Here is a 22,401-nt window from a genome sequence, read left to right on the forward strand (position 1 = left end):
TGTACGGGGGCGGCACACCCCAGGTTATCGGGTGCGACCGGATGTTCCTCGCCGGGCATGCGCGCCGGAGGGTCGCGCAGGTCAGACGGCGGCGAGCTCGCGGGGACGGGCCTCGGCCTCGTCGTCCCAGGACAGCAGCTTGCGCAGGTGGACCGTGGTGCCCCGGCCGGGCGTGACGCCGAAGGAGATCTCGTCGACCACGGAGCGCATGATGAGCAGCCCCCGGCCGTTCTCGGTGTCGGAGGGCGGGAAGTGCAGCGGCATGGAGGGGAGGCCGCCGCCGTTGTCGGCCACGCGCACGTCGCAGCGGCCGTAACCGATCGCCGCCGTCACCTCGTAGCGGTTGCCCGGACCGCCGTGCCGGACGGCGTTGGAGCACGCCTCGGAGACGGCGAGCAGCATGTCGGAGATGCAGGTCTCGCTCACGCTGAGCGAGCGCATCGCGTCTCCGAGCACTCGCCTCACCATCGGTATGCCGATCGCATCCCGGGGCAGTGCCAACGAGAACTCAATATCCACCGGACTCCTCCGGGCTCCGGAATGTCACCTGGAGTAGGTTTCCCCGTGAAAACGGGGCTAACCGCAAAATCACGCTGTTGTTATTCACTGTTGGCACGCCCGTGGCATTGTGGCACGCCCGAACCCGGCTTTAACCCCCCAAGGGGAAATCCGGCCGCCAAATGTGATGTCTAGCCCTCAACCCGGACGCTGTAGTCCTCGATCACCGTGTTGGCGAGCAGGGTCTCGGCCATCTTACGGACCTCGGCCAGGGCGGTCTCGTCGGCCGGGCCGTCCAGCTCGATCTCGAAGCGCTTGCCCTGCCGCACCTCCGAGACTCCGCCGAAGCCCAGGCGGGGCAGCGCGCGGGCGATGGCCTGGCCCTGGGGGTCGAGAATCTCCGGCTTCAGCATGACGTCTACGATGACGCGCGCCACTGCGTTCCTCCTGGTACGGCGGGTTGGGAAAGCCAGCCTACCGGCGCGTGTGGCAGACGGTACAACGGGAACGGGGAAGTGCATGGGGCTTGCGCGGAGGGCTGTGACGTCTGCCACGATGTCCCCACATGCGTACGAACCACCACCACATGGTCCGACGCTCACAAGGCCGGCATGAGGTGGCAATCCCGCCCGAATCGGCCCCGACCGCACAGGAGTGGCACGTGACCGCCGACGCCTCTCGTGGTGCCGCAGCACCTCCGGAGCTCGTCCAGCTCCTCACCCCGGAGGGTGAGCGCGTTGAGCACCCCGACTACGACATCGACCTCAAGCCCGAGGAAGTCAGGTCGCTCTACCGCGACCTGGTGCTCGTCCGGCGCATCGACCTGGAGGCCGTCGCCCTGCAACGCCAGGGCGAGCTCGGCATCTGGGCCTCGCTGCTCGGCCAGGAGGCGGCCCAGATCGGTTCCGGCCGCGCCCTGACCGACGCCGACATGGCCTTCCCCACCTACCGCGAGCACGGCGTCGCCTGGTGCCGAGACGTCGACCCGGTCAAGCTGCTCGGCCTGTTCCGGGGCGTCAACCACGGTGGCTGGGACCCCAAGGAGCACAACTTCCACCTCTACACGATCGTCATCGGCAGCCAGACCCTGCACGCGGTCGGCTACGCCATGGGCGTCCAGCGCGACGACGCGCCCTCGGCCACCATCGCCTACTTCGGCGACGGCGCCACCTCCCAGGGCGACGTCAACGAGTCGTTCATCTGGGCCAGCGTCTTCAACGCGCCGATCGTGTTCTTCTGCCAGAACAACCAGTGGGCGATCTCCGAGCCGCTGGAGAAGCAGACCCGCATCCCCCTCTACCGGCGGGCCTCCGGCTTCGGCTTCCCCGGCATCCGCGTCGACGGCAACGACGTCTTCGCGTGCCTCGCGGTCACCCGGCAGGCGCTCAAGAACGCCCGCGAGGGCCAGGGCCCCACCCTGATCGAGGCGTACACGTACCGGATGGGCGCCCACACCACGACCGACGACCCCACCCGCTACCGGGTCGCCAGCGAGCTGGAGGCGTGGAAGCTCAAGGACCCCATCGAGCGGGTCAAGTCGTACCTGTTCAAGAACGAGCTGGCCGACCAGGCGTTCTTCGACTCCGTCGAGGCCGAGGCCGACCAGCTCGGCGCCGACCTGCGCCGGCGCTGCCTGGCCATGCCCGACCCCGGGCCGCTCGACATCTTCGACCACGTCTACGCGGAGCCCCACCCGCTGATCGACGAGGAGCGCGCCCAGTTCGCCGCCTACCTGGAGGGCTTCGAGCAGCGATGACGATCCTGAGCCTGTCCAAGGCGCTCAACGAGGGCATGCGCAAGGCCATGGAGGACGACCCCAAGGTCCTCATCATGGGCGAGGACGTCGGCAAGCTCGGCGGCGTCTTCCGCGTCACCGACGGCCTGCAGAAGGACTTCGGCGAGGACCGGGTCATCGACACCCCGCTCGCCGAGTCGGGCATCATCGGCACCGCCATCGGCCTCGCGCTGCGCGGCTACCGACCGGTGTGCGAGATCCAGTTCGACGGGTTCGTCTTCCCCGCCGCCGACCAGATCATCACCCAGCTCGCCAAGATGCCGATGCGCTCGCTCGGCGCGATCAAGCTGCCCGTGGTCGTCCGCATCCCCTGCGGCGGCGGCATCGGCGCGGTCGAGCACCACAGCGAGTCGCCCGAGGCGTACTTCACCCACACCGCCGGCCTGCGCGTCGTCGCCTGCTCCAACCCGGCCGACGCGTACACGATGATCCAGCAGGCCATCCGCTGCGACGACCCGGTCATCTTCTTCGAGCCCAAGCGCCGCTACTGGGAGAAGGCCGACATCGACACCGCCGACACCGGCTGGTGGACCCCGCTGGACAAGGGCAAGGTCGTCCGGCCGGGCACCGACGCCACGCTCATCGCGTACGGGCCGATGGTCAAGACCTGCCTGGAGGCCGCGAAGGCGGCCGAGGACGACGGCAGGTCCCTGGAGGTCATCGACCTGCGCTCGCTCAACCCGCTCGACACCCCGCTCGTCATGGACTCCGTCCGCCGCACGGGCCGGGCCGTGGTCGTGCACGAGGCGCCGGTCAACAGCGGCTTCGGCGCCGAGCTGGCGGCCCGCATCACCGAGCAGTGCTTCTACCACCTGGAGGCCCCGGTGCTGCGCGTCGGCGGCTTCTCCACCCCGTACCCCCCGTCCAAGCTGGAGGAGCACTACCTGCCCGACCTGGACAGGGTGCTCGACGGCGTCGACCGCTCCTTCGGCTTCTGAGAGGGGACTCGTTTTCATGCGACGTGAGTTCAAGCTCCCCGACGTCGGCGAAGGGCTGACCGAGGCGGAGATCGTCCGCTGGCACGTCAAGGAAGGCGACGCGGTCAAGGTCAACCAGATCGTCGTCGAGATCGAGACGGCCAAGTCGATCGTCGAGCTGCCGATCCCGTGGGACGGGGTGGTCGCCGGCCTGATGGCCGAGGCGGGGCAGACGGTGGACGTGGGCGTGGCCATCATCGCCGTCGACACGGCCGAGGAGGGCGGGGCTCCCGCGCAGGGCCCGGCCGGGCAGGCCGCGTCCGGCGCGGACGAGGCGCCCGGCCGCGGCGAGGCGCTGGCCGACGACATGGTGCCGCGGCCGCCCGCCGAGGGCGCGGTCGAGCCGGGCGTCCACGGCAGCCCGGCGCCCAAGGAGGAGCGTCAGGCGGTCCTGGTCGGCTACGGGGTGAAGACCGGCGCCACCAAGCGCCGCCCCCGCAAGTCCTCCCCGGCCACCACCCCCGCCGCCCAGGCGGCGCCGACGCGGCCCCCGGTCGTGCTGCCCGCCCCCGCCGCGACTCCGGGACGGGTGGCGGTGCTCGCCAAGCCGCCGGTGCGCAAGCTGGCCCGCGACCTCGGCGTGGACCTGACCACGCTGACCGGCTCGGGCCCGCAGGGCACCATCACCCGCGACGACGTCCACGCCGCCGCCCGATCCTCCCAGCCCGCCGCGCCGGCTGGGGAACGCGCGACGACCCGGACGGCCGGGCGCGAGGAGCGCATCCCGATCAAGGGCGTGCGGAAGATGACGGCCCAGGCCATGGTGGCCAGCGCCTTCACCGCGCCGCACGTCACCGAGTTCCTCCAGGTGGACGTCACCGAGACGATGGCGGCGGTCCGCCGGCTGCGCGAGCTGCCCGACTTCGCCGAGGTCAAGGTCTCGCCGCTGCTCCTCGTGGCCAAGGCCGTGCTCGTCGCCGCCCGCCGCCACCCGATGATCAACTCGGCCTGGGACGAGCAGGCCCAGGAGATCGTGGTCAAGCACTACGTGAACCTGGGCATCGCCGCCGCCACCCCGCGCGGCCTCGTGGTCCCCAACGTCAAGGACGCCCACGAGCTGCCCCTGCCCGAGCTGGCCAGGCGGCTCACCGAGCTCGCCGAGACGGCCAGGGCCGGCCGCGCCCAGCCCGCCGACATGGCGGGCGGCACGTTCACGATCACGAACGTGGGCGTGTTCGGCGTGGACGCGGGCACCCCGATCCTCAACCCGGGCGAGGCCGCGATCCTCGCCTTCGGCCAGGTCAGGGACATGCCCTGGGTGGTGGACGGCGAGCTGGCCGTGCGCAAGGTCACCACGCTGGCGCTGTCGTTCGACCACCGGATCGTGGACGGCGAGCAGGGCTCGCTGTTCCTCCGCGACGTCGGCGCCATGCTGGAGGACCCGCTGCGCATGCTCGCCTGGAACTAAGCTGCGCGTGCTCGCCCGGGACTGACGGGTGAGGCCCGGGGCGGACGGCCCCCGCGAGTCGTCCGCCCCGGGCCGGACCGGCGTGCCGCGCCTCGGTAGGGTGATCGCATGATTCGCCATGTCGCGCTGTTCACCTGGACCGATGACGCCACCGACGAGCAGAAGGCGGCGGTGGCGACCGCGCTGGCGACGCTGCCGGCCGCCATCCCCCAGATCCGCGCGTACACCTTCGGTCCCGACGCGGGCATCAACCCGGGCAGCCACGACTTCGCGGTGGTCGCCGACTTCGACGACCTCGACGACTACCTGGCCTACCGCGACGACGCGGGGCACCAGGCGGTGATCGCGGAGTACATCAAGCCCATCCTGGCGAGCCGCGCCGCCGTCCAGCTCAGTCTGTAATCCTGGGCGGCCGCTCGTCCGTCCAGCCGAGCCGCCGCACGGCGTACGCGTCGAGCACCGCGCCGCCCTTCGCCATCACCGTCTGAAGGGCCAGCAGGTCGCCGCTCCCGGGATCGATGACCATCTGCTGCCGGATGCCGACCGTGCCGTGCTCCAGCGCGATCCCGGCACGCCCCTCGGTGTCCGAGGCCCGTCCGACGACGTCCGTGCCGGGCAGGTCGGCCAGCATCCGGTAGGCGGCCGCCCTCGTGCGGGGCGTCGCCGCGGTGTCGAGGAGGATCCAGCGCGCCGCGTTCCACAGCCATCCCTCATCGTCGGTCGAGCCGTCCGTCGGACGGTGCTTCAACAGCAGCGCCTTGAGCGCCCCGGCCTCCTCGGGCAGCATGGTGGGCTTGAGCGCCAGCGGGAAGAAGGAGACCCTGCCGATCCGGCAGTCCTCGTGGTCGCCACAGAGCTTCGGCGAACCGGCCCTCTTCCAAGCTCTCCTGTCGGCGGCGGTCGGCAGGCTGGAGGACACGCGCCCCTGCACGGTCCGCTGATTGCCGTGGCGGTCGATCCACAGGACCTCCGTGTACCGGTTCTCGACGGTGAACGAGGAGTTCGCTCTGGTCTGCTCGGTCCGGATCGCCTCCCGCCGCCACCACGCCCCCGTGCCCGGCGGCTGCGCGGCGAGCCGGTCGGCCGCCTTCTCCAGGGCGTCCCTCGGCGAGGAGATCGTCGCCACGGCGGTGGCCGTGCCGGACGCCGTGGCCGCGGGCGACGCCGTCCCGGCCTGCTCACCGCCCAGGCGCGGCACCACCACGAACCCGGCCGCCAGCACGCCCGTGACGGCCGCCGCCGCGAGGGTCACGCGCGGCCAGACGGCCGGTCGGCGCCGCCGGGTCCCTTCCAGTACGCGGGCTCGTGCGGCCAGCACCCGCGCGTGATCGGTGGGCGGGACGTCCGGCATGACGTCGTCGATGACCTGGAACTCCTTCATCAGACCTCCACCCCCAGGGAGTCGCGCAGCTTGGTACGGGCCCGGCTGAGCCGGGAGGCGACGGTGCCGTTGGCGACGCCGAGCGCCGCGGCCACCTCGTCGTAGGTCAGCTCGCCGTACGCGACGAGCAGCACCACGTCGCGCTCGCCGCGCGACAGGCCGGCCAGCGCGGCCGAGAGCTTCTGCACGGTCACGCCCGCGGAGACGCGCTCCACGATCCGCTGGTCATGGCCGTCGTCGTCCTGCGGCGGCCCGGAGCGGGCCAGCGCCCGGTAACGCCGTACCTCGGCGCGCCGGTGCCGGCCGGCGAGCTTGGTGGCGATGCCGTACAGCCAGGGCCTGACCCCGCCCCGGTCGGCGTCGAAGCTGTGCCGGCGGCGGAAGGCGACGAGGAAGGTCTCCGCCGCCAGGTCCTCCGCGACGTCGAGGTCGAGCCGGCGTCCCAGGTACCGGCGGATCTCCTCGTAGTGGGCGTCGAAGACGGTCGCGAACCTCTCGGGGTCGGCGACCGCTCCGTCGAGCGATGCGGTCATGCAAGGGTCTCCTTGCCGGGGAACGTGGACACCCGTGATTGCCCGTTCCCCGGCGACCCTTCCGGGAAATCCGTCAGATCTCCGGCGGGTGGTTCTCGCGGTGCATCAGCCGGTCGTCGGAGGTGCGGCCGCGCCGGGGCGCCAGCACGACGCTGAGCACGATGCCGATGCCGCCGACGATCATGAAGATGAGGCCGATCACGTCCATGTGGACGGCGTCGCCGAACACGTCCGGCTCGATGGCGAACTTCAGGATGGCGCCGAGCGTGAGGATGAAGATGCTGACCCCGACACCCATGACGACCTCCGGAGGCGAACGGCGAGTACGCCCACGGTCATACCCGAGTAAAGGCGATCACACCCTCAGGCGAGGCAGGAGAGTGGGCGGCCGCCGTTGTAGGCGATCATGTCGCCGACGGCCGTGACGAGGTCGATGTCGCCGCCCCTGGGCAGGCCGTCCAGCTCGGCGTGGGCCCGGTGCAGGTTGCCGACGATCCGCTCGGGGTCGAGCAGGGCCGCCCACTCGCCGAGGTCGATCTCGCGGGCCGTCTCCAGCGGCGTGAGCCCGGCCGCCCGCCCGCGCTCGGCCGTCTCGCGGACGAAGCGCAGGTAGCCGCGCACCCGCCCGATCACCTCGGGGCCGCACACGTCGCCGTGGCCGGGCACGATCGTCTCGGCGCCCAGCTCCTCCAGCCGGTCCAGCGCCTCCAGCGCGCCGTCCACCGAGCCCATGAGCACGAACGGCGTGCCGCCGTTGAACAGCAGGTCGCCGGAGAACAGCAGGCGGCGCTCCGGGATCCACACGTACGAGTCGTTGGTGGTGTGCGCGGCGGTGCCGATGTGGCGCACCTCGCAGCGCAGCTCGTCGGAGTGGAGCGTCACGCCGTCGGTGTAGGTGAGGAACGGCGCCACGGCCTCCAGCTCGCCCCACTCGACCTCGGGCGACCAGGCGGCCCGGTAGGCCGGGATGCCCTCGGCCAGGACCTGCTCGCGGGTGCGCTCGTGGGCGACGATCGTGGCCTCGGGGAACAGGTGGTTGCCGAAGGTGTGGTCGCCGTGGTGGTGGGTGTTGACCAGCGTCGTGAAGGGCCGGTCGGTCACCCGGGCGACGGCCTCCCGGTAGGCCCGGGTGCGGCGTTCGGTCGAGCAGGCGTCGATGCCGATGACGCCGCGCCGCCCGGCCAGGAAGCCGGTGTTGTTGATCCACCAGCTTCCGTCGGGCTGGACGTAGGCGTACACGCCGTCGGAGACCTCTTCGACGCGCGGAGGGGGGAGCGGGTGGTCGTGGGGAGTGGCGCTCATGGCCCCGACCGTACCGCCGGGACACCCCGCCGGACCGCCAGGACGCGGCCCCGCCGAGCTCTCGGCCAGGACGCGCGGACGCCCGCTCCGAGGGCCGGAGCGGGCGTCGGGAAGGCGCGGGAGGGGGCCGTCAGAAGGCCTCCTCCGGCAGCTCCATGAGCTCCTGGCCGGTGCCGGCGAGCACGCGCCGCTCGGCCGCCAGGCGCGGCAGCACGGTCTTGGCGAAGAACGACGCGGCGGCCACCTTGCCCTGGTAGAACGGGTCCTCGCCGTCCGCGAGGCGGGCCAGCGCCACCTCGGCCTGGCGCAGCAGCAGCCAGCCGATCACGAGGTCGCCGAGCGCGAGCAGGAGCCGGGTGGTGTTGAGGCCGACCTTGTAGACCTCCTGCGGCTGCTCCAGCGAGCTGAGCGCCCAGCCGGCCAGGGTGTCGCCCATGACCTTGACGTCGGCGGCGGCCTCGGCGAGCAGCGCGCGCTCCTCCTTGAGCCGGCCGTTGCCCGCCTCGGAGCCGGCGAAGGCGTTGATCTCGGCGAGCAGCGCGCCGACGGCGGCGCCCTGGTTGCGCAGGATCTTGCGGAAGAACAGGTCGAGACCCTGGATCGCGGTGGTGCCCTCGTACAGGGAGTCGATCTTGGCGTCGCGGATGTACTGCTCGATCGGGTAGTCCTGCAGGTAGCCGGAGCCGCCCAGGGTCTGCAGGGAGCGGGCCAGCAGCTCGTACGACCGCTCCGAGCCGACGCCCTTGACCAGCGGCAGCAGCAGGTCGTTCATGGCGTGGGCGTCGCGGTCGTCCGGGTTCATCTGGATGGCGTCCTGGAACGTCGCGGTGTAGAGCACCAGCGCCCGCATGCCCTCGGCGTACGCCTTCTGCAGCATCAGCTCGCGGCGTACGTCGGGGTGGTGGGTGATGGTCACGCGCGGCGCGGCCTTGTCGGCCATCCGGGTCAGGTCGGCGCCCTGCACCCGCGACTTGGCGTACTCCAGGGCGTTGAGGTAACCGGTGGAGAGCGTGGCGATGGCCTTGGTGCCGACCATCATGCGGGCGTGCTCGATGACCATGAACATCTGCTTGATGCCCTCGTGGACCTCGCCCACGAGCCAGCCGACCGCCGGGTGCCGGTCGCCGAAGGTCAGCTCACAGGTGGTGGAGACCTTCAGGCCCATCTTCTTCTCGACGTTGGTGACGTAGACGCCGTTGCGCTCGCCGAGCTCGCCGTTGGCCAGGTTCACGTGGTACTTGGGCACCAGGAACATGGACAGGCCCTTGGTGCCGGGGCCGTGGCCCTCGGGGCGGGCCAGCACGAGGTGGAAGATGTTCTCGGTCATGTCGTGCTCGGCGCTGGTGATGAAGCGCTTGACGCCCTCGATGTGCCAGCTCCCGTCGGGCTGGCGCACGGCCCTGGCCCGGCCGGCGCCGACGTCGGAGCCCGCGTCGGGCTCGGTGAGGACCATGGTGGCGCCCCAGTTGCGCTCGATGGCGAGCTGGGCGAAGCGCTTCTGGTCGGGGGTGCCGAGCTTCCACAGGGTGTAGGCGAAGTTGGGGCCCGCGGCGTACATGTAGAGGGCGGGGTTGGCGCCGAGGATCATCTCCGCGGTGGCCCAGGCGAGGCTGCGGGGGATCCCGGGGCCGCCGAGGTCCTCGGGCAGGTCAAGGTTGGCCCAGCCGCCGTCGAGCAGCGCCTGGTACGACTTCTTGAAGCCCGCGGGGACGGTCACGGTGCGCGTCTCGGGGTCGAAGACCGGGGGGTTGCGGTCGCCCTCCTCGAACGAGTCGGCGAGCACCCCTGTGGCCAGCCTGTTGACCTCGTCGAGGATGCTGCGCGCGACGTCCTCGTCCATGTCCGCGTACGGGCCCGTGCCGAGGATCTCGCCTCGCCCGAACACCTCGAAGAGGTTGAACTCCAGGTCACGCAGGTTGCTCTTGTAGTGGCCCATGGGTGCTGATCTCCTTGACCCGAGGTCTTTATCTACTGGCTAGTAACCTTACTCCCAATGCTACCCGCGGGTAACAGCGGATATGCGTGGCATGCTCATCTCCATGGACGCCGAAGAACTCGCCGCGCGCTGGCGAGAACGCCTGGAATCGTGGGCCATCCCGCCCCGGATCCTGGCGAACGCCCCCGCCGACCCGTGGGGCCACTCGCCGGTCCGCTTCGCCGCGCGTACCGACAGGGCGCTGGCCGAGCCCGACGACGGGCCCACGATGACCCGGCTCGCGCAGGCCCTGCCCGAGGGTGGCACGCTGCTCGACGTCGGCGCCGGCACGGGCGCCGCCTCGCTGCCGCTGCACGAGCGGATCGGTCACCTGCACGCGGTCGACACCTCCGCCGCGATGCTGGCCGAGCTGGCCGTGCGCGCCGACAAGCTGGGCGTCGCGCACACCACGGTCGAGGGCACCTGGCCCGAGGTGGCCGAGCGGGTGCCGGTGGCGGACGCGACGGTGGCCGCGCACGTCGTCTACAACGTGCCCGACCTGGCCGGCTTCCTGCGCGCGCTCGACGAGCGCACGAGCGGGCGGGTGGTGATCGAGCTCACCCACCGCCACCCCATGAGCTGGCTGACCCCGCTGTGGGAGCACTTCCACGGCGTCAACCGGCCGGTGCGCCCCATCGCCGAGGACTGCGTCGCGCTGGCCGCCGCCCTCGGGTACCGGGTCAACGTCGAGGAGCGCGAGGCGCCGCTGGAACGATTCAGCAGCCTGGAGGAGCTGGCGGCCGGCGCCTGCCGCCGGATCTGCCTCGATCCGTCCCGCGCGGAGGAGGTCGCCGAGACCGCGCTCGAACTCGGCATGTGGCCGCTCCCGCGCGAGCGCTGGGTGACGATCTGGTGGGAGTGACCCCGGCCGCGGATCCCGGTAGGGGACTTATCAGGGACGAACCCCGATGTGGCCAGGGTGACCGGCGAGGCACCCTGGCCCTATGAACGAAATCACTCGACGCGACGAAGTCTCGCTGTCCGGCGCCGCGCTGCGCGGCGCGCCCTGGAAGGCCGCGGCCGTCGGCGGCGGTGTGGTGGCCGGTGCGAGCTTCGGCCTGGGGGCCCTGCTCGGCGACGGCGACCTGGTGTGGGCGCTGGGCCTCGGCATCAACCTGTTCGCGCTGATCGCCGCGATCGGCGCGGTCTCCAAGCCGGACGAGGGCGACCGGGTGACCCGGCAGGCCCGCCGGTGGGCGCTGAACCACCCGTGGAAGTTCGCGCTGCTGCCGGCAGGCATCGCCACGGTCCTGGACTACCCGGTGCAGCTCGTGCTCGACGGCGAGGGCGTGTTCGGCTCGGCCTTCCAGTCGATCTGGCACGGCGCCCTGGTCTACCTGATCGCCGGCATCCTGGCCATGACCATGAAGGGCCGCGCGCGCTAGCCCAGCAGCCCGTCCTTCTCGGCCTGGCTGCGGCACACGCAGAACTCGTTGCCCTCGGGGTCGCGCATGGTCACCCAGCCGGTCCCGTCCGCCTTGCGGTGGTCCTCGAAGACGGTGGCGCCGAGCCCCAGCAGGCGCTCGACCTCCTCGTCGCGGGTGCGGCCCTCGGTGCCGTTGACGTCGAGGTGGACGCGGTTCTTGACGGTCTTGCCCTCGGGGACGCGGATGAACAGCAGGAAGGGGTCCTGCTTGGTGCGGAGCATGACCTCGTCGTCGCCCGGCACGTTCTCCTCGTGGAGCGGCAGCCCGGTGACGTTGCTCCACCAGCTCCCCAGCTCGTACGGGTCGGCGGCGTCGATGGTCACGGCGTGGATCTCAATCATGCGATCACCCAATCGTGACACCGGCAAAGCCGTCAAGCCGGTTACTGGCATGATGCCCGGTATGTCGGACATCGTGCTTGTGGAGCTGGGCGTGGGCGACGTGGACCGCCTGCGGGAGATCAGGTTGAGGGCGCTGCTCGACGCGCCGGAGGCGTTCGCCTCGACGTACGCCAGGGAGAAGGACTTCACGCCCGCGCAGTGGGCGGAGCGGCTGGCCGCTCCGGAGTCGCGGTGGCTGGTGGCCACCGACGGGACGGCCGACCTCGGGCTGGTGTGCGCCCGGGAGGAGGACGGCGGGGTCCACCTGCTGGCGATGTGGGTGGCGCCGGAGGCCCGGGGCCGCCGGGTCGGCTCGCTCCTGGTGGACGAGGTGGTCGCCGGGGCCCGCGCGGCGGGCGCCGAGGAGGTGCGGCTGTGGTGCGTGGACTCCAACGAGGCCGCCCTGGCCCTCTACCGGCGCAAGGGATTCACCCCCACCGGACAGACCATGAGGCTGCCGTCCAACCCGGCCGAGGGGGAGACGCAGTACGCGCTGTCGCTGCTGTTCCGTGAGGCCAGGGCCGAGGACGTGCCCGCGATCGTGGCCATGCTGGCCGACGACCCGCTGGGCGCCCGCCGTGAGGGCGACCCGGCCGACGAGCGCTATCTGAAGGCGTTCGCCCGCATCGACGCGAACCCCTACGACGAGCTGATCGTGGCCGAGGTCGGCGGCAAGGTCGTGGGCACCATGCAGCTCACCTACCTGGCCGGCCTGTCGCGCCTGGGCGCCGAGCGCTGCCAGATCGAGGCCGTCCGGGTCGCCGCCTCCACCCGGGGTCAGGGCCTGGGCCGCCGGATGATCCAGTGGGGGGTGGACCGGGCGCGGGCCCGGGGCTGCGCGGTGGTGCAGCTCACCTCCGACAAGACGCGCACCGACGCGCACCGCTTCTACGACTCGCTCGGCTTCGCCGCCTCCCACGAGGGCTACAAGCTCGCGCTGAGCTGAGTCACCATCCATCTGCACCATTCGGCGCGGTGCCGCTCGTAGCCGAGGCCGCACCGCAGCGTCGCGTAGTTGCCGAAGCGGGGGTCTCCCGGGTCGGGAGGCCCTCCGAACAGCTCCTCCTCGCGCTCGTACTCGGCCAGCCGTTCCTCGTGCACCCGGAGCTGCTCGGCGAACAGGCGCCTGACCAGCCCCGGGTCGGCCAGCCACGACGCGTACGTCTTGAGCACCAGCTCGTCGCGCTCGGGCCGCTCGCGCGGCGGCTCGGTCACCCACGCCCGCAGCGCGTCGCCGCCCTCGGGCGTCAGCCGGTAGACCTTCTTGTCCTGCGGCCCGGGTCCGTGCCGGGCGTCGAACGCGACGAGCCCGCCGGCCGCCAGCTTCTGCAGCTCGGCGTGGATCTGGCTGTGCCGGGCCGTCCAGAAGTACGACACCGGCCGGCGCATGGCGGCGGCGATGTCGTAACCCGTGCGCTCGCCGCGCGCCAGCACGGCCAGAATCGCGTACCCAAGCGTTGAGGTCATCGTGCGCCCAAGGATATTGTGTCGCCACACTATGTCACTTCTGACATAGTGTGGCGAGAGGGGACGGCATGCGCGCGACCATCGGCCTGGCGGGACTCCTGGTGGTGCTGACCGCCTGCGGGGGCACGGTCGGCACCGCCGCCCCGCCTCCGGCGGCGACGGCCACCACCGCCCCGACCCCGACCCCGACCCCGACCCCGTCGCCCGTGGTCACCGGCCCGAACGTCAGCGGCTGCTTCACCGAGGACGACGGCCGGATCTTCACCCACGGCGACGACCTGCCCGGCGTCGTCACGGGCAAGGGCGAGACCGGCGTGGTGATCACGTACGAGCGCAACGGCAACGTCTGCACCTGGCGCCCGCTCTCCGACCGCCTCGTGGCGGCCGGCTACCGCGTCCTGCTGTACGCCAGGGACAGCCGGACCCCGCCGGAGGACGTCGCCGTGGCCATGGGCAGGCGGCTGGCCAAGGAGAAGGGCGTCAAGCGGCTGTTCTTCGTCGGCGGCTCCATCGGCGCCACCACCGCGCCGCTCGCCGCGGCCCGGCTGGGCGGCAGGACCGCCGGGATCGTGGCCCTGTCAGGCGCGATCGACCCCGGCGACGCCGCGAAGATCACCGCACCGCTGCTCCAGATCGGCACCGAGAACGACGGCTACGGCGGCGCCGCCGACCTCCAGGCCGCCCACGACGCCGCCACGAAGGCCGCCGCCAACGAGCTCCTCGTCGTCAAGGGCGAGAGCGCGCACGCCTCCGCGATGTTCCGCGCCCCCTACGGCCCTCAGGTGCTCGACCGGGTCCTCACGTTCATGAACCGGCACCGTCAGCCGGGCAGGCGGTGACCTCGACCAGGTTGTCGTGGTAGACCGCGCCCCGGCCGTGGTCCGCGTCGGCCTCGCGGACGACCTCGTTCGGGTTGGCGCCGCCCGGCACGTGCTTCGGCCAGTGTCCCTTCGGCGCGGCCACCACGCCCCGCGCCACCCGGTCGCTCACCTCCACCACGGCCAGGAACTCCCCGCCGCCGTTGTGCACCCGCGCCGGCCGCCCGCTCTCCAGCCCCCGCGCGGCCGCGTCGGCCGGGTTGACCAGCACCACCGGGTCCTTGGCGCGCCGCCGCAGCTCCGGGTTGTTAGCGAACGTCGTGTTGAGGAACGTGTGCGCCGCCGGCGTGATCAGGGTCAGCGGGTACGGCCCGCGGCCCCCCTCCCTCGCCGACAGCGACGGCACGTACGCCTTGCCCCGCGACGGGAAGCGCGTCCGGCCCGCCCTCGTCGGGAAGCCCTCGGCGAACGGCGTGAACGGCTTGGGGTAGTTCATCCGCACCCAGCCCTCCTTGCGCAGCCGGTCCAGCGTGACGCCCTCCAGCGACGGGTGATCGCTCGCGAGCAACTGCTCGGCCAGCTCCAGGTCCGAGTCGTACAGCGACGGCTCGGTCATCCCCATGTGCCGGGCCAGGCGGCGGAACGTCTCCGTCGTGGACAGGCACTCGCCGGGCGGCTCCACCGCGGGCTCGTTCCAGTGCAGGTACATGTGCCCGTAGCCGGCGTGCAGGTCGGCGTGCTCGATCTGCATGGTCGCGGGCAGCACGATGTCGGCGTAGTCCACCGTGTCGGTCGGGAAGTGCTCCATGACCACCGTGAACAGGTCCTCGCGGGCCAGCCCGCGCCTGATCGCGCCGGAGTCGGAGGTGGAGCCGAGCGGGTTCGCGCCGTACACCCACAGGCACTTGACGGACTCCAGCTCGGAGGCCAGGCGCGTCATCGTCCGGGTGCGGACCGGCCGGGCGAGCAGGTCGTCGCGCGGGTCGATGTTCAGGTGCACGTGGCCGCTGGTGGAGTAGGCCACGCCGCCGCCCGGGTGACGCCAGTCGCCGGTGACGGCGGCGATCGCGTTGATCGTCCGCATCGCCGTGCCGCCGCCCTCGTGACGCTGGATGCCCATCGTGGCGCGGATGGCGGTCGGCCTCGTGCGCGCGAGCCTCGTCCCCAGGCTGTGGACGGCCTCGGCCGGGATGCCGGTGATCTCGGCCACCCGCTCGACGGGGTAGGCCAGGATCTCCTCGCGGAACGCCTCCCAGCCCTCCGTGTGCGCGGCCAGGTACTCCTCGTCCTGCGCGCCCTCGGCCAGCACCACGTTGAGCAGCCCGAGCGCGAGCGCCGCGTCCGTGCCCGGCCGGATCGCCAGATGCTCGTCCGCCTGGTCGGCCGTCCGCGTGCGGATCGGGTCGATCGCGACCACGTACGCGCCGTTCGCCCGCGCCTCCTGCACGAACTTCCACAGGTGGTGGCCGCTGGTCAGCGGGTTCGTCCCCCACAGCAGGATCAGCCGGGACAGCGCGAAGTCCTCGGTGTCCATGCCGCCCGCGGTGCCGTTGGACAGCGTCAGGCCGGTGGTGCCGGCGCTGGAGCAGATGTTCAGCCAGTGCTTGGAGGCGCCCAGCACGTTCCAGAACCGCCGCCCGGCCGCGCCCTCGCACCCCTGGAGGTAACCGAGCGAGCCGGTGCCCTGGTACGGCCAGATCGCCTCGCCGCCGTGCTCCTCGACGATCCCGCGCAGCCGGGCCGAGATCTCGTCCAGGGCCTCGTCCCACGAGATCCGCTCGAACCGCCCCGACCCCTTGGGGCCGGTGCGGCGCATCGGATACAGGATGCGGTCGTCCGCCCGGGTGTGCTCCAGGTAGCGGTTCACCTTCACGCACAGGGCGCCCCTGGTGTAGGGATGGTCCGGGTTGCCGCGCAGCTTCACGGCTTCGCCGTCCTCGACGGTGACGACCCAGGAGCAGCCGTCCGGGCAGTCCAGCGGACACGCCCCCAAAACTCGCAATTCACCCGACATGTGGTCAGCTTATGCGGGCAGCATCCCTTCCTCCGAGAGCGCCGCGGGGACCCCCGTGACGCGTCACGGTGCTCGCGGCGGTAGAAATCGAAGAGAGACCACCCGGTTCGCTGACCGAGGTGACGATTGGGGACACTAACGGCCAAAGATCGTACGGTCCGGCCGGGAAGGTGCAGAATCGCTGTCGGTGGCCGACATCAGGGAACGTGACGACACGGGGGACCTCACGGAAGGGGATCCCACCGTGGCTCAGGCGCGCCCGGACCACGACGTCTACGTGGTCGAGCCGCTCCTCCCGCAACGCCTGCGCAGGCCCTCCGACCTGCTGCGCTTCGGCGCCACGCTCGCCGCCATGGTGGCCGTGCTGCTGATCGCGCTCGTCGCCAAGCAGACCCTGAACGGGCTGGAGAAGGACGTCACCGAGGGCGCCACCCGGCTGCCCGAGCTGCTCAGCCGCGTCGCGACGTTCCTGGGCGGCGCCGCGCTGCTCGTCGTGCCCGTCGCCTTCGCCGTCGAGCGCGTCTTCCACCGTGACGGCCTGCGGGTCGCCGAGGGCCTGGTCGCCGCCATCCTCGGCATGGTCATCTCGTTCCTGCTCGGGAGCTGGATCGTCACCGCCGGGCCCGTCGACCTGCGCCTGCTGCTGACCGGCAACCGCGACATCGAGCCGCTCAACACGCTGCTCACCTCGGTCATCGCCTACTCCACCGCGGTCAGGATCTCCCGCCGCCCCACCTGGCGCGCCCTCATGTGGACCGTCATCGGGCTGTACGCCCTCGCCTTCTTCACCGGCTACCAGATCACGCTCGTCGGCGGCATCGTCACCGTCCTGCTCGGCATGGCCATCGGCTACGGCACCCTGTACGGCGTCGGCAGCCCCGACACCCGGCCCCCCGGCAACGCCGTCGTCGCCGCCCTGCGCAAACTGTCCTTCACACCCGTCTCGGCCCGCCGCATCGACGACGACCACCAGGGCAGCCGCCGCTACGCCATCGGCCTCAAGGACGGCACCAGCCTCGACGTCACCGTCCTCGACCGCGACCGCCAGGTGGCCGGCCTGCCGTACCGGCTGTGGCGGCGCATCCGGCTCAACTCCGAGACCCGCCGCCGCGCGATCCGCTCGCTCCGCGCCGAGCTGGAACGCGAGGCGCTCATGGCCTACGCCGCCCAGGCGGCCGGCGCCAGCACGCCCCGCCTCCTCGGCACCAGCGAGATCGGCACCGAGGCCGCGCTGCTCGCCTACGAGCACCTCGACACCCGGCCCCTCGACGAGGTGCCCGACTCCGAGATCGACGACAACGTGCTCGCCCAGATCTGGGAGCAGATCGAGCTGCTGCAGATCCAGCGGCTCGCCCACCGGCGGCTCACCGGCGACGGCATCCACCTCGACCCCGCCGGCCGCGTCGTGCTGACCGACGCGCGCAGCGGCGAGATCGCGGCCGGCGACCTGCTGCTCCGGCTCGACGTCGCCCAGCTCCTGACCTACCTGGCGCTGCGCGTCGGCCCCGAGCGCTCCGTCCGCGCCGCCGCCGCCGTCATGGGGCCCGACGCGCTCGCCGCCGCCCTGCCGCTGCTCCAGCGCATCGCGCTCACCCGCGAGACCCGCGCGGCCCTGGCCAAGGACAAGGCCCTGCTCGGCAACCTGCGCGAGCAGATCGTCGCGCTCAAGCCGCAGAGCAAGGTCGAGGAGATCCGGCTGGAGCGCTTCCGGCCGCGCACCCTCGTCACCATCATCGCCAGCGCCCTGGCCGCCTACTTCCTGCTGTCGCAGCTCAGCCGGGTCAACCTCGTCCAGGTCGTCACCACGGCCAACTGGGCGTGGTCCGGCATCGCGCTCGTCGCCTCGTTCGTCAGCTTCGTGGCCGCCGCGCTCATGCTGCGCGGATTCGTGCCCGAGCACCTGCCGCTCTGGCGCACCGTGCTCGTGCAGTTCGCGTCGTCGTTCGTCAAGCTGGTCGCGCCCGCCGCCGTGGGCGGCATCGCCATCAACACCCGCTATCTGCAGAAGCGCGGCATCTCACCCGCCTCGGCCGTGGCCAGCGTGGGCGCCTCGCAGCTCGTCATGCTGATCTTCCACATCGGGCTGCTGCTGCTGTTCGCCTACATCACCGGGTCGAGCACCGCCACGTCCTTCACCCCGTCACGCGGGCTGGTCGTGGCGATGCTCGCCGTCGCCGTGCTCGCCGTGCTGCTGCTCGGCGTGCCGCAACTGCGCCGGCTCGTCACCGCGCGCATGCGGCGGCTGTTCTCCAACGTGCTGCCGCGGCTGCTCGACGTCCTCCAGTCGCCCAGCAAGATGATCGAGGCGTGCTCCGGCACCCTCATGATCACCCTGGCGTTCGTGGCCTGCCTCGACGCGTGCGTGGCGGCGTTCGGCGGCTCGCTCAGCTTCACCACCGTCGCCGTCGTCTACCTCACCGCCAACGCCATCGGCTCGGCCGCGCCCACCCCCGGCGGGCTCGGCGCGGTCGAGGCCTCGCTCACGCTCGGCCTGACCGTCGCCGGCCTGGACGCCCCGCTGGCCACCTCTGCCGTGCTGCTCTACCGGCTGCTCACGTTCTGGCTGCCGGTGCTGCCCGGCTGGGCCGCCTTCACCCATCTCCAGCGCGACGAGGCCCTGTGATCCGGTCGATCTCGCGCAGCTCGTCCTCGGTGAAGGCCGGGCCGTCCACGCACGCCACGTTGTCCTCCAACTGCCGCACGCTGCTCGCGCCGATGAGCACGCTCGTCACCCGCGGGTCGCGCAGCGTCCACAGCAGTGCCATCTGCGCCAGCGTCTGACCGCGGCCCCGCGCGACCTCGTCGAGCTCGCCCGCCAGCTTCGTGTCGATGTCGTCGGCGCTCAGGAACCGGCTCGTCGCCGCCCGCGACCCGGCCGGCACGCCCCGCAGATAGCGGTCGGTCAGCAGCCCCTGCGCCAGCGGCGAGTAGACGATGCAGCCCATGCCCGCCTCCTCCAGCGTGTCGAGCAGGCCGCCCTCGATCCACCGGTTGATCATCGAGTACGACGGCTGGTGGATGAGCAGCGGCGTCCCCAGCTCCCGCATGATCCGCGCCGCCTGGGCCGTCTGCTCGGCGGAGTAGTTGGAGACGCCCGCGTACAACGCCTTGCCCGAGCGCACCGCCCGGTCCAGCGCCCCCATCGTCTCCTCCAGCGGCGTGTCCGGGTCGGGACGGTGGCTGTAGAAGACGTCGACGTACTCCAGGCCCATCCGCTGGAGCGACTGGTCGAGGCTGGCCAGCAGGTACTTGCGCGAGCCCCACTCGCCGTACGGGCCGGGCCACATGTCGTAGCCCGCCTTCGTGGAGATGACCAGCTCGTCCCGGTACGGGGCGAAGTCCTCGCGCATGACCCGGCCGAAGGTGCGCTCCGCCGAGCCGTACGGCACGCCGTAGTTGTTGGCCAGGTCGAAGTGCGTCACCCCGAGGTCGAACGCGCGACGCAGGATCTCCCGCGACGTCGCGATCGGCCGGTCGTCGCCGAAGTTGTGCCACAGGCCCAGCGAGACGGCCGGCAGCCGCAGCCCGCTCCGGCCGCTGCGGTTGTACGGCTGCCGCTCGTAGCGGCCCGGGTCCGCCGTGTACGTCACGCGGCGCTCCCCTCGGTGTCCCGCTGCTCCGTGTCCTGCTCCGCCGTGCCTCGTTCGATGATCCAGGAGAGCGTGAACGCCTCCTCGCGCCACGCGTCGTAGCGCCCGCTCCGGCCGCCGTGACCCGCGCCCATCTCGGTCTTCAGCAGGAACGGCCCGCCGGCCGCGGTGGCCCGCAACCGGGCGATCCACTTCGCCGGCTCGTGGTAGAGCACGCGGGTGTCGTTCAGGCTGGTGATGGCGAGGATCGGCGGGTACGCCCGGCCGTCGACGTTCTCGTACGGCGTGTAGCTCTTCATGTACGCGTAGACGTCGGCGTTGTGCAGCGGGTCGCCCCACTCGTCCCACTCGATGACCGTCAGCGGCAGCGACGGGTCGAGGATCGTGTTCAGCGCGTCGACGAACGGCACCTCGGCCACCACGCCCGCGAACTCCTCCGGAGCCAGGTTGGCCGCCGCGCCCATGAGCAGGCCGCCGGCCGAACCGCCGCGGGCCACCACCCGCCCGCTCCAGCCCGCCTGCTTCAGGTGCCTGGCCGCGGCCACGAAGTCGGTGAACGTGTTGCGCTTGCGGGTGAGCTTGCCCTCCTCGTACCAGCGCCGGCCCAGCTCGCCGCCGCCGCGCACGTGCGCCACGGCGAAGACGAAGCCGCGGTCGAGCAGCGACAGCCGCGGCACCGAGAAGCCCGGGTCGATGGAGGTCTCGTAGCTGCCGTAGCCGTACAGGACGGTCGGCGCGGGCGTGGCGGTGTCCTTCCGCTTGACCAGGGAGATCGGCACCCGCGTGCCGTCCTCCGCGGTCGCCCACTCGCGGAACTGCTCGTAGTCGTCCGGGTCGTAGCCGCCCAGCACCGCGCGCCGCTTCAGCAGGATCAGCTCGCGGGTGGCCAGGTCGTAGTCGTAGACGCTCGACGGGGTGACCATGCTCGTGTAGCCGAGCCGCAGCCGCCCAGTCGTGAACTCGGGGTTGCCGGCGGGGCTCACGTCGTACAGCGGCTCGGGGAACTCGATCTCGTACGCGGAGGCCCCTGCGGCGGCCTCGGCCCGCTCCCGCCAGCCGTCCCCGGTCTCCCCGTAGGGCAGGACCCGGATGCCGGTGAGACCGTCGCGCCGGAAGTGCACGACGGCATGGCCCGCGAACGCGTCGATCTCCAGCAGCCGCGTGTCGTCGCGGTGCGCGATGAGCGGTGTCCACGTGCCGGGGTCGTCGAGCGGGGCGGTGGCCAGCTCGAAGTTCTCGGCGTTCTCGTTGTGCAGCACGTAGAAGAAGTCGCCCGCGTGCTCGACGCCGTACTCCACGCCGACCGTCCGGGGACGCACGATCCGGAACTCGCCGGTGGGGTCGGCGGCGTCCAGGACGCGCACCTCGCTGGTGATCTTGCTGCCGGCGCCCAGCACGATGTACTTCTCGCTGCGGGTGAGCGAGACGCCGACCCAGTAGCGCTCGTCGGCCTCCTCGTAGACGAGCACGTCGTCGCGCGTGCCCAGCGTGTGGCGGTAGACCTGGTAGGGCCGCCACGCGTCGTCCACGCGCGTGTAGAAGAACGTCGAGCCGTCGGACGACCACGAGCCGCCGTAGAAGATGTCCTCGATCTCGTCGGCCAGCACCTCGCCGGTCACGAGGTTCTTGAACCTCAGCGTGAAGCGCTCGGCGCCCTTGTAGTCGGTGGAGTAGGCGAGCATCGTGCCGTCGGGGGAGACCGCGCTCACGCCGACGGAGAAGAACTCGCTGTCGCCCGCCAGCTCGTTGCCGTCGAGCAGGACCTGCTCCTGGTCGAGCCGCTCACCGGGCTTGATCTCCGGCGGGGTCTCGCCCGTCGCCGGCACGCGGCACGAGACGGCGTACTGCTTGCCCTCCTCGGTGCGGGAGAAGTACCACCAGCCGCCCTTGCGGCTCGGCACCGACAGGTCGGTCTCCTGGACCCGGCCCTTGATCTCCTGGAACAGCCGCTCCTGGAGATCGCCCAGATGGGTGGTGTGCTCTTTGAGATAGGCGTTCTCCGCCTCCAGATAGGCGACCGTGTCCGGATCGTCCTTGTCGGCGAGCCAGGCGTACTCGTCGATCACGGTGTCACCGTGATGGGTGCGCTCGGTCGGAACCTTCTTCGCCACCGGAGGCGTCGTCGCTTGGGTTTCGCTGCTCACGTGGGCGAGTCTATGTTCGGCCGTAATCCTTCTGTGGCCGGGAAGCTTGACGAAGACGGCACGAGCACTCAGGGGCGCTGCTAATCTTGTGAAGCCGACGCGGTGCGGCACAACCCTCCTCCTCCACTCCGGTGGATTCGGCATGGGCTGTGTCGTGGGTCGTGGGTCGTCGGCGACCTCCTCTGGCGCGTCGGTTCGGAGCATCGCTGCGGGCTGGTAAGTTAGAGGGGTTGCCCCGGAAACGGGGTGCGGTCGGAATTCCGAAAGCGCCGAATTTGACAGAGAAAACGGTCGCTGAAAGAATAAAGACACAACGAACGAACGAAACGAAAAGCGCCTCTCGCAGGACCGGGGAGAACGCGTCCGTTTCTTGAGAACTCAACAGTGTGTTAAAAGCCAGTGCATGAACAATGCATGACCCCGTCATATCGGCGTGAGCCGGTGACGGATTCCTTTTCAAGTTAGGCATCAGACAAGCCTTTAATGGAGAGTTTGATCCTGGCTCAGGACGAACGCTGGCGGCGTGCTTAACACATGCAAGTCGAGCGGAAAGGCCCTTCGGGGTACTCGAGCGGCGAACGGGTGAGTAACACGTGAGCAACCTGCCCCTGACTCTGGGATAAGCCCGGGAAACTGGGTCTAATACCGGATACGACCGCCCCCGGCATCGGGTGGTGGTGGAAAGTTTTTCG

21 protein-coding genes and 1 rRNA gene (1 of these 22 only partly in view) are annotated in these 22,401 nt (G+C 71.3%); 10 read left to right on the forward strand and 12 right to left on the reverse strand.

The features are described from left to right. Positions 1–81: 81 nt before the first annotated feature. Positions 82–468 carry an ATP-binding protein gene (locus HD595_RS20305; RefSeq protein WP_175603513.1) on the reverse strand — a complete coding sequence of 129 codons (387 nt, stop codon included), beginning with the start codon at positions 466–468 and terminating at the stop codon, positions 82–84. Between the two features lie 221 nt (positions 469–689). Beyond that, a complete protein-coding gene (gene purS, locus HD595_RS20310; protein ID WP_253771295.1) occupies positions 690–935 on the reverse strand; it encodes a phosphoribosylformylglycinamidine synthase subunit PurS in 246 nt (81 codons plus the stop codon). Between the two features lie 224 nt (positions 936–1,159). Between purS and pdhA the strand changes: the two genes are divergently transcribed. From pdhA to HD595_RS20330, 4 genes are all read left to right on the forward strand, one after another. After that, positions 1,160–2,254: a pyruvate dehydrogenase (acetyl-transferring) E1 component subunit alpha gene (gene pdhA, locus HD595_RS20315; protein WP_175603452.1), complete on the forward strand. Its 1,095-nt coding sequence runs from the start codon at positions 1,160–1,162 to the stop codon at positions 2,252–2,254. Then, a complete protein-coding gene (locus tag HD595_RS20320; RefSeq protein WP_253771297.1) occupies positions 2,251–3,231 on the forward strand; it encodes an alpha-ketoacid dehydrogenase subunit beta in 981 nt (326 codons plus the stop codon). The genes pdhA and HD595_RS20320 overlap by 4 nt, the downstream gene beginning before the upstream one ends. Positions 3,232–3,247: 16 nt before the next feature. Beyond that, on the forward strand, positions 3,248–4,678 hold the full coding sequence (locus HD595_RS20325; RefSeq protein ID WP_253771299.1) for a dihydrolipoamide acetyltransferase family protein: 1,431 nt from the start codon (positions 3,248–3,250) through the stop codon (positions 4,676–4,678). Positions 4,679–4,786: 108 nt separating this feature from the next. Beyond that, a complete protein-coding gene (locus HD595_RS20330; protein ID WP_253771301.1) occupies positions 4,787–5,080 on the forward strand; it encodes a Dabb family protein in 294 nt (97 codons plus the stop codon). On the opposite strand, the gene HD595_RS20335 is transcribed toward HD595_RS20330, so the two are convergent. The 5 genes from HD595_RS20335 to HD595_RS20355 form a co-directional block, all read right to left on the reverse strand. Then, complete coding sequence (locus tag HD595_RS20335; RefSeq protein WP_253771303.1) at positions 5,070–6,059, reverse strand: CU044_5270 family protein; 990 nt, start codon at positions 6,057–6,059, stop codon at positions 5,070–5,072. The genes HD595_RS20330 and HD595_RS20335 overlap by 11 nt on opposite strands. Beyond that, positions 6,059–6,592 (reverse strand): RNA polymerase sigma factor, encoded by a 534-nt coding sequence (locus tag HD595_RS20340; protein ID WP_253771305.1) that lies wholly within the window; start codon positions 6,590–6,592, stop codon positions 6,059–6,061. Before HD595_RS20340 ends, HD595_RS20335 begins: the two co-directional genes overlap by 1 nt. Before the next feature lie 73 nt (positions 6,593–6,665). Continuing rightward, positions 6,666–6,890, reverse strand: coding sequence for a DUF6458 family protein (locus HD595_RS20345; protein WP_253771307.1), 225 nt, complete (start codon positions 6,888–6,890; stop codon positions 6,666–6,668). Between the two features lie 65 nt (positions 6,891–6,955). Further along, complete coding sequence (locus HD595_RS20350) at positions 6,956–7,894, reverse strand: MBL fold metallo-hydrolase (RefSeq protein ID WP_253771309.1); 939 nt, start codon at positions 7,892–7,894, stop codon at positions 6,956–6,958. A 130-nt stretch (positions 7,895–8,024) separates the two neighbouring features. Then, on the reverse strand, positions 8,025–9,830 hold the full coding sequence (locus HD595_RS20355; protein WP_253771310.1) for an acyl-CoA dehydrogenase: 1,806 nt from the start codon (positions 9,828–9,830) through the stop codon (positions 8,025–8,027). 103 nt (positions 9,831–9,933) lie between these two features. Here HD595_RS20355 and HD595_RS20360 point away from each other — a divergent pair, with 103 nt between their 5' ends. Further along, positions 9,934–10,731: a class I SAM-dependent methyltransferase gene (locus HD595_RS20360; RefSeq protein WP_253771312.1), complete on the forward strand. Its 798-nt coding sequence runs from the start codon at positions 9,934–9,936 to the stop codon at positions 10,729–10,731. Positions 10,732–10,813: 82 nt separating this feature from the next. After that, positions 10,814–11,254, forward strand: a complete 441-nt coding sequence (locus HD595_RS20365; protein WP_253771314.1) for a hypothetical protein — start codon at positions 10,814–10,816, stop codon at positions 11,252–11,254. Here the strand turns inward: HD595_RS20365 and HD595_RS20370 are convergent. Then, positions 11,251–11,637, reverse strand: a complete 387-nt coding sequence (locus tag HD595_RS20370) for a VOC family protein (protein WP_253771316.1) — start codon at positions 11,635–11,637, stop codon at positions 11,251–11,253. The genes HD595_RS20365 and HD595_RS20370 overlap by 4 nt on opposite strands. 61 nt (positions 11,638–11,698) lie before the next feature. On the opposite strand from HD595_RS20370, the gene HD595_RS47250 reads away from it, so the two are divergent. Continuing rightward, complete coding sequence (locus tag HD595_RS47250; protein ID WP_420540713.1) at positions 11,699–12,622, forward strand: GNAT family N-acetyltransferase; 924 nt, start codon at positions 11,699–11,701, stop codon at positions 12,620–12,622. Here the strand turns inward: HD595_RS47250 and HD595_RS20385 are convergent. Next, the gene (locus tag HD595_RS20385; RefSeq protein ID WP_253771318.1) at positions 12,601–13,143 is read right to left on the reverse strand and encodes a PadR family transcriptional regulator; all 543 of its coding nucleotides are present in this window, start codon (positions 13,141–13,143) and stop codon (positions 12,601–12,603) included. The genes HD595_RS47250 and HD595_RS20385 overlap by 22 nt on opposite strands. Positions 13,144–13,211: 68 nt before the next feature. On the opposite strand from HD595_RS20385, the gene HD595_RS20390 reads away from it, so the two are divergent. Further along, entirely contained in the window at positions 13,212–13,982 is a 771-nt protein-coding gene (locus HD595_RS20390; RefSeq protein ID WP_253771320.1) for an alpha/beta fold hydrolase, read from the forward strand. Here HD595_RS20390 and HD595_RS20395 read toward each other — a convergent pair. Continuing rightward, positions 13,948–15,954: a molybdopterin-containing oxidoreductase family protein gene (locus HD595_RS20395; RefSeq protein ID WP_308211194.1), complete on the reverse strand. Its 2,007-nt coding sequence runs from the start codon at positions 15,952–15,954 to the stop codon at positions 13,948–13,950. The two genes, HD595_RS20390 and HD595_RS20395, sit on opposite strands and share 35 nt — an antisense overlap. Positions 15,955–16,162: 208 nt before the next feature. On the opposite strand from HD595_RS20395, the gene HD595_RS20400 reads away from it, so the two are divergent. Next, positions 16,163–18,598, forward strand: a complete 2,436-nt coding sequence (locus tag HD595_RS20400) for a flippase-like domain-containing protein (RefSeq protein WP_253771324.1) — start codon at positions 16,163–16,165, stop codon at positions 18,596–18,598. Here HD595_RS20400 and mgrA read toward each other — a convergent pair. Together mgrA and HD595_RS20410 are read right to left on the reverse strand one after the other, a co-directional pair. Beyond that, positions 18,567–19,565: an L-glyceraldehyde 3-phosphate reductase gene (mgrA, locus tag HD595_RS20405; RefSeq protein ID WP_253771326.1), complete on the reverse strand. Its 999-nt coding sequence runs from the start codon at positions 19,563–19,565 to the stop codon at positions 18,567–18,569. The genes HD595_RS20400 and mgrA overlap by 32 nt on opposite strands. Beyond that, positions 19,562–21,709, reverse strand: coding sequence for a S9 family peptidase (locus HD595_RS20410; protein ID WP_253771327.1), 2,148 nt, complete (start codon positions 21,707–21,709; stop codon positions 19,562–19,564). The genes mgrA and HD595_RS20410 overlap by 4 nt, the downstream gene beginning before the upstream one ends. A gap of 480 nt (positions 21,710–22,189) precedes the next feature. On the opposite strand from HD595_RS20410, the gene HD595_RS20415 reads away from it, so the two are divergent. After that, positions 22,190–22,401: ribosomal RNA gene (locus HD595_RS20415) — 16S ribosomal RNA — on the forward strand (it continues 1,309 nt past the right edge of the window).

The sequence above is a fragment of the Nonomuraea roseoviolacea subsp. carminata genome, from assembly GCF_024172185.1.
GTDB lineage: Bacteria > Actinomycetota > Actinomycetes > Streptosporangiales > Streptosporangiaceae > Nonomuraea > Nonomuraea roseoviolacea.

Bases quoted from the DNA above. Each gene is read 5' to 3' on its own strand.
- HD595_RS20320 (WP_253771297.1), top strand. From the start codon at position 2,251: ATGACGATCCTGAGCCTGTCCAAGGCGCTCAACGAGGGCATGCGCAAG.
- HD595_RS20305 (WP_175603513.1), bottom strand. From the start codon at position 468: ATGGTGAGGCGAGTGCTCGGAGACGCGATGCGCTCGCTCAGCGTGAGC.
- HD595_RS20385 (WP_253771318.1), bottom strand. From the start codon at position 13,143: ATGACCTCAACGCTTGGGTACGCGATTCTGGCCGTGCTGGCGCGCGGC.
- HD595_RS20360 (WP_253771312.1), top strand. From the start codon at position 9,934: ATGGACGCCGAAGAACTCGCCGCGCGCTGGCGAGAACGCCTGGAATCG.
- HD595_RS20325 (WP_253771299.1), top strand. From the start codon at position 3,248: ATGCGACGTGAGTTCAAGCTCCCCGACGTCGGCGAAGGGCTGACCGAG.
- HD595_RS20365 (WP_253771314.1), top strand. From the start codon at position 10,814: ATGAACGAAATCACTCGACGCGACGAAGTCTCGCTGTCCGGCGCCGCG.
- HD595_RS20330 (WP_253771301.1), top strand. From the start codon at position 4,787: ATGATTCGCCATGTCGCGCTGTTCACCTGGACCGATGACGCCACCGAC.
- HD595_RS20340 (WP_253771305.1), bottom strand. From the start codon at position 6,592: ATGACCGCATCGCTCGACGGAGCGGTCGCCGACCCCGAGAGGTTCGCG.
- HD595_RS20350 (WP_253771309.1), bottom strand. From the start codon at position 7,894: ATGAGCGCCACTCCCCACGACCACCCGCTCCCCCCTCCGCGCGTCGAA.
- HD595_RS20335 (WP_253771303.1), bottom strand. From the start codon at position 6,059: ATGAAGGAGTTCCAGGTCATCGACGACGTCATGCCGGACGTCCCGCCC.
- HD595_RS20390 (WP_253771320.1), top strand. From the start codon at position 13,212: ATGCGCGCGACCATCGGCCTGGCGGGACTCCTGGTGGTGCTGACCGCC.
- HD595_RS20355 (WP_253771310.1), bottom strand. From the start codon at position 9,830: ATGGGCCACTACAAGAGCAACCTGCGTGACCTGGAGTTCAACCTCTTC.
- HD595_RS47250 (WP_420540713.1), top strand. From the start codon at position 11,699: ATGTCGGACATCGTGCTTGTGGAGCTGGGCGTGGGCGACGTGGACCGC.
- HD595_RS20370 (WP_253771316.1), bottom strand. From the start codon at position 11,637: ATGATTGAGATCCACGCCGTGACCATCGACGCCGCCGACCCGTACGAG.
- HD595_RS20345 (WP_253771307.1), bottom strand. From the start codon at position 6,890: ATGGGTGTCGGGGTCAGCATCTTCATCCTCACGCTCGGCGCCATCCTG.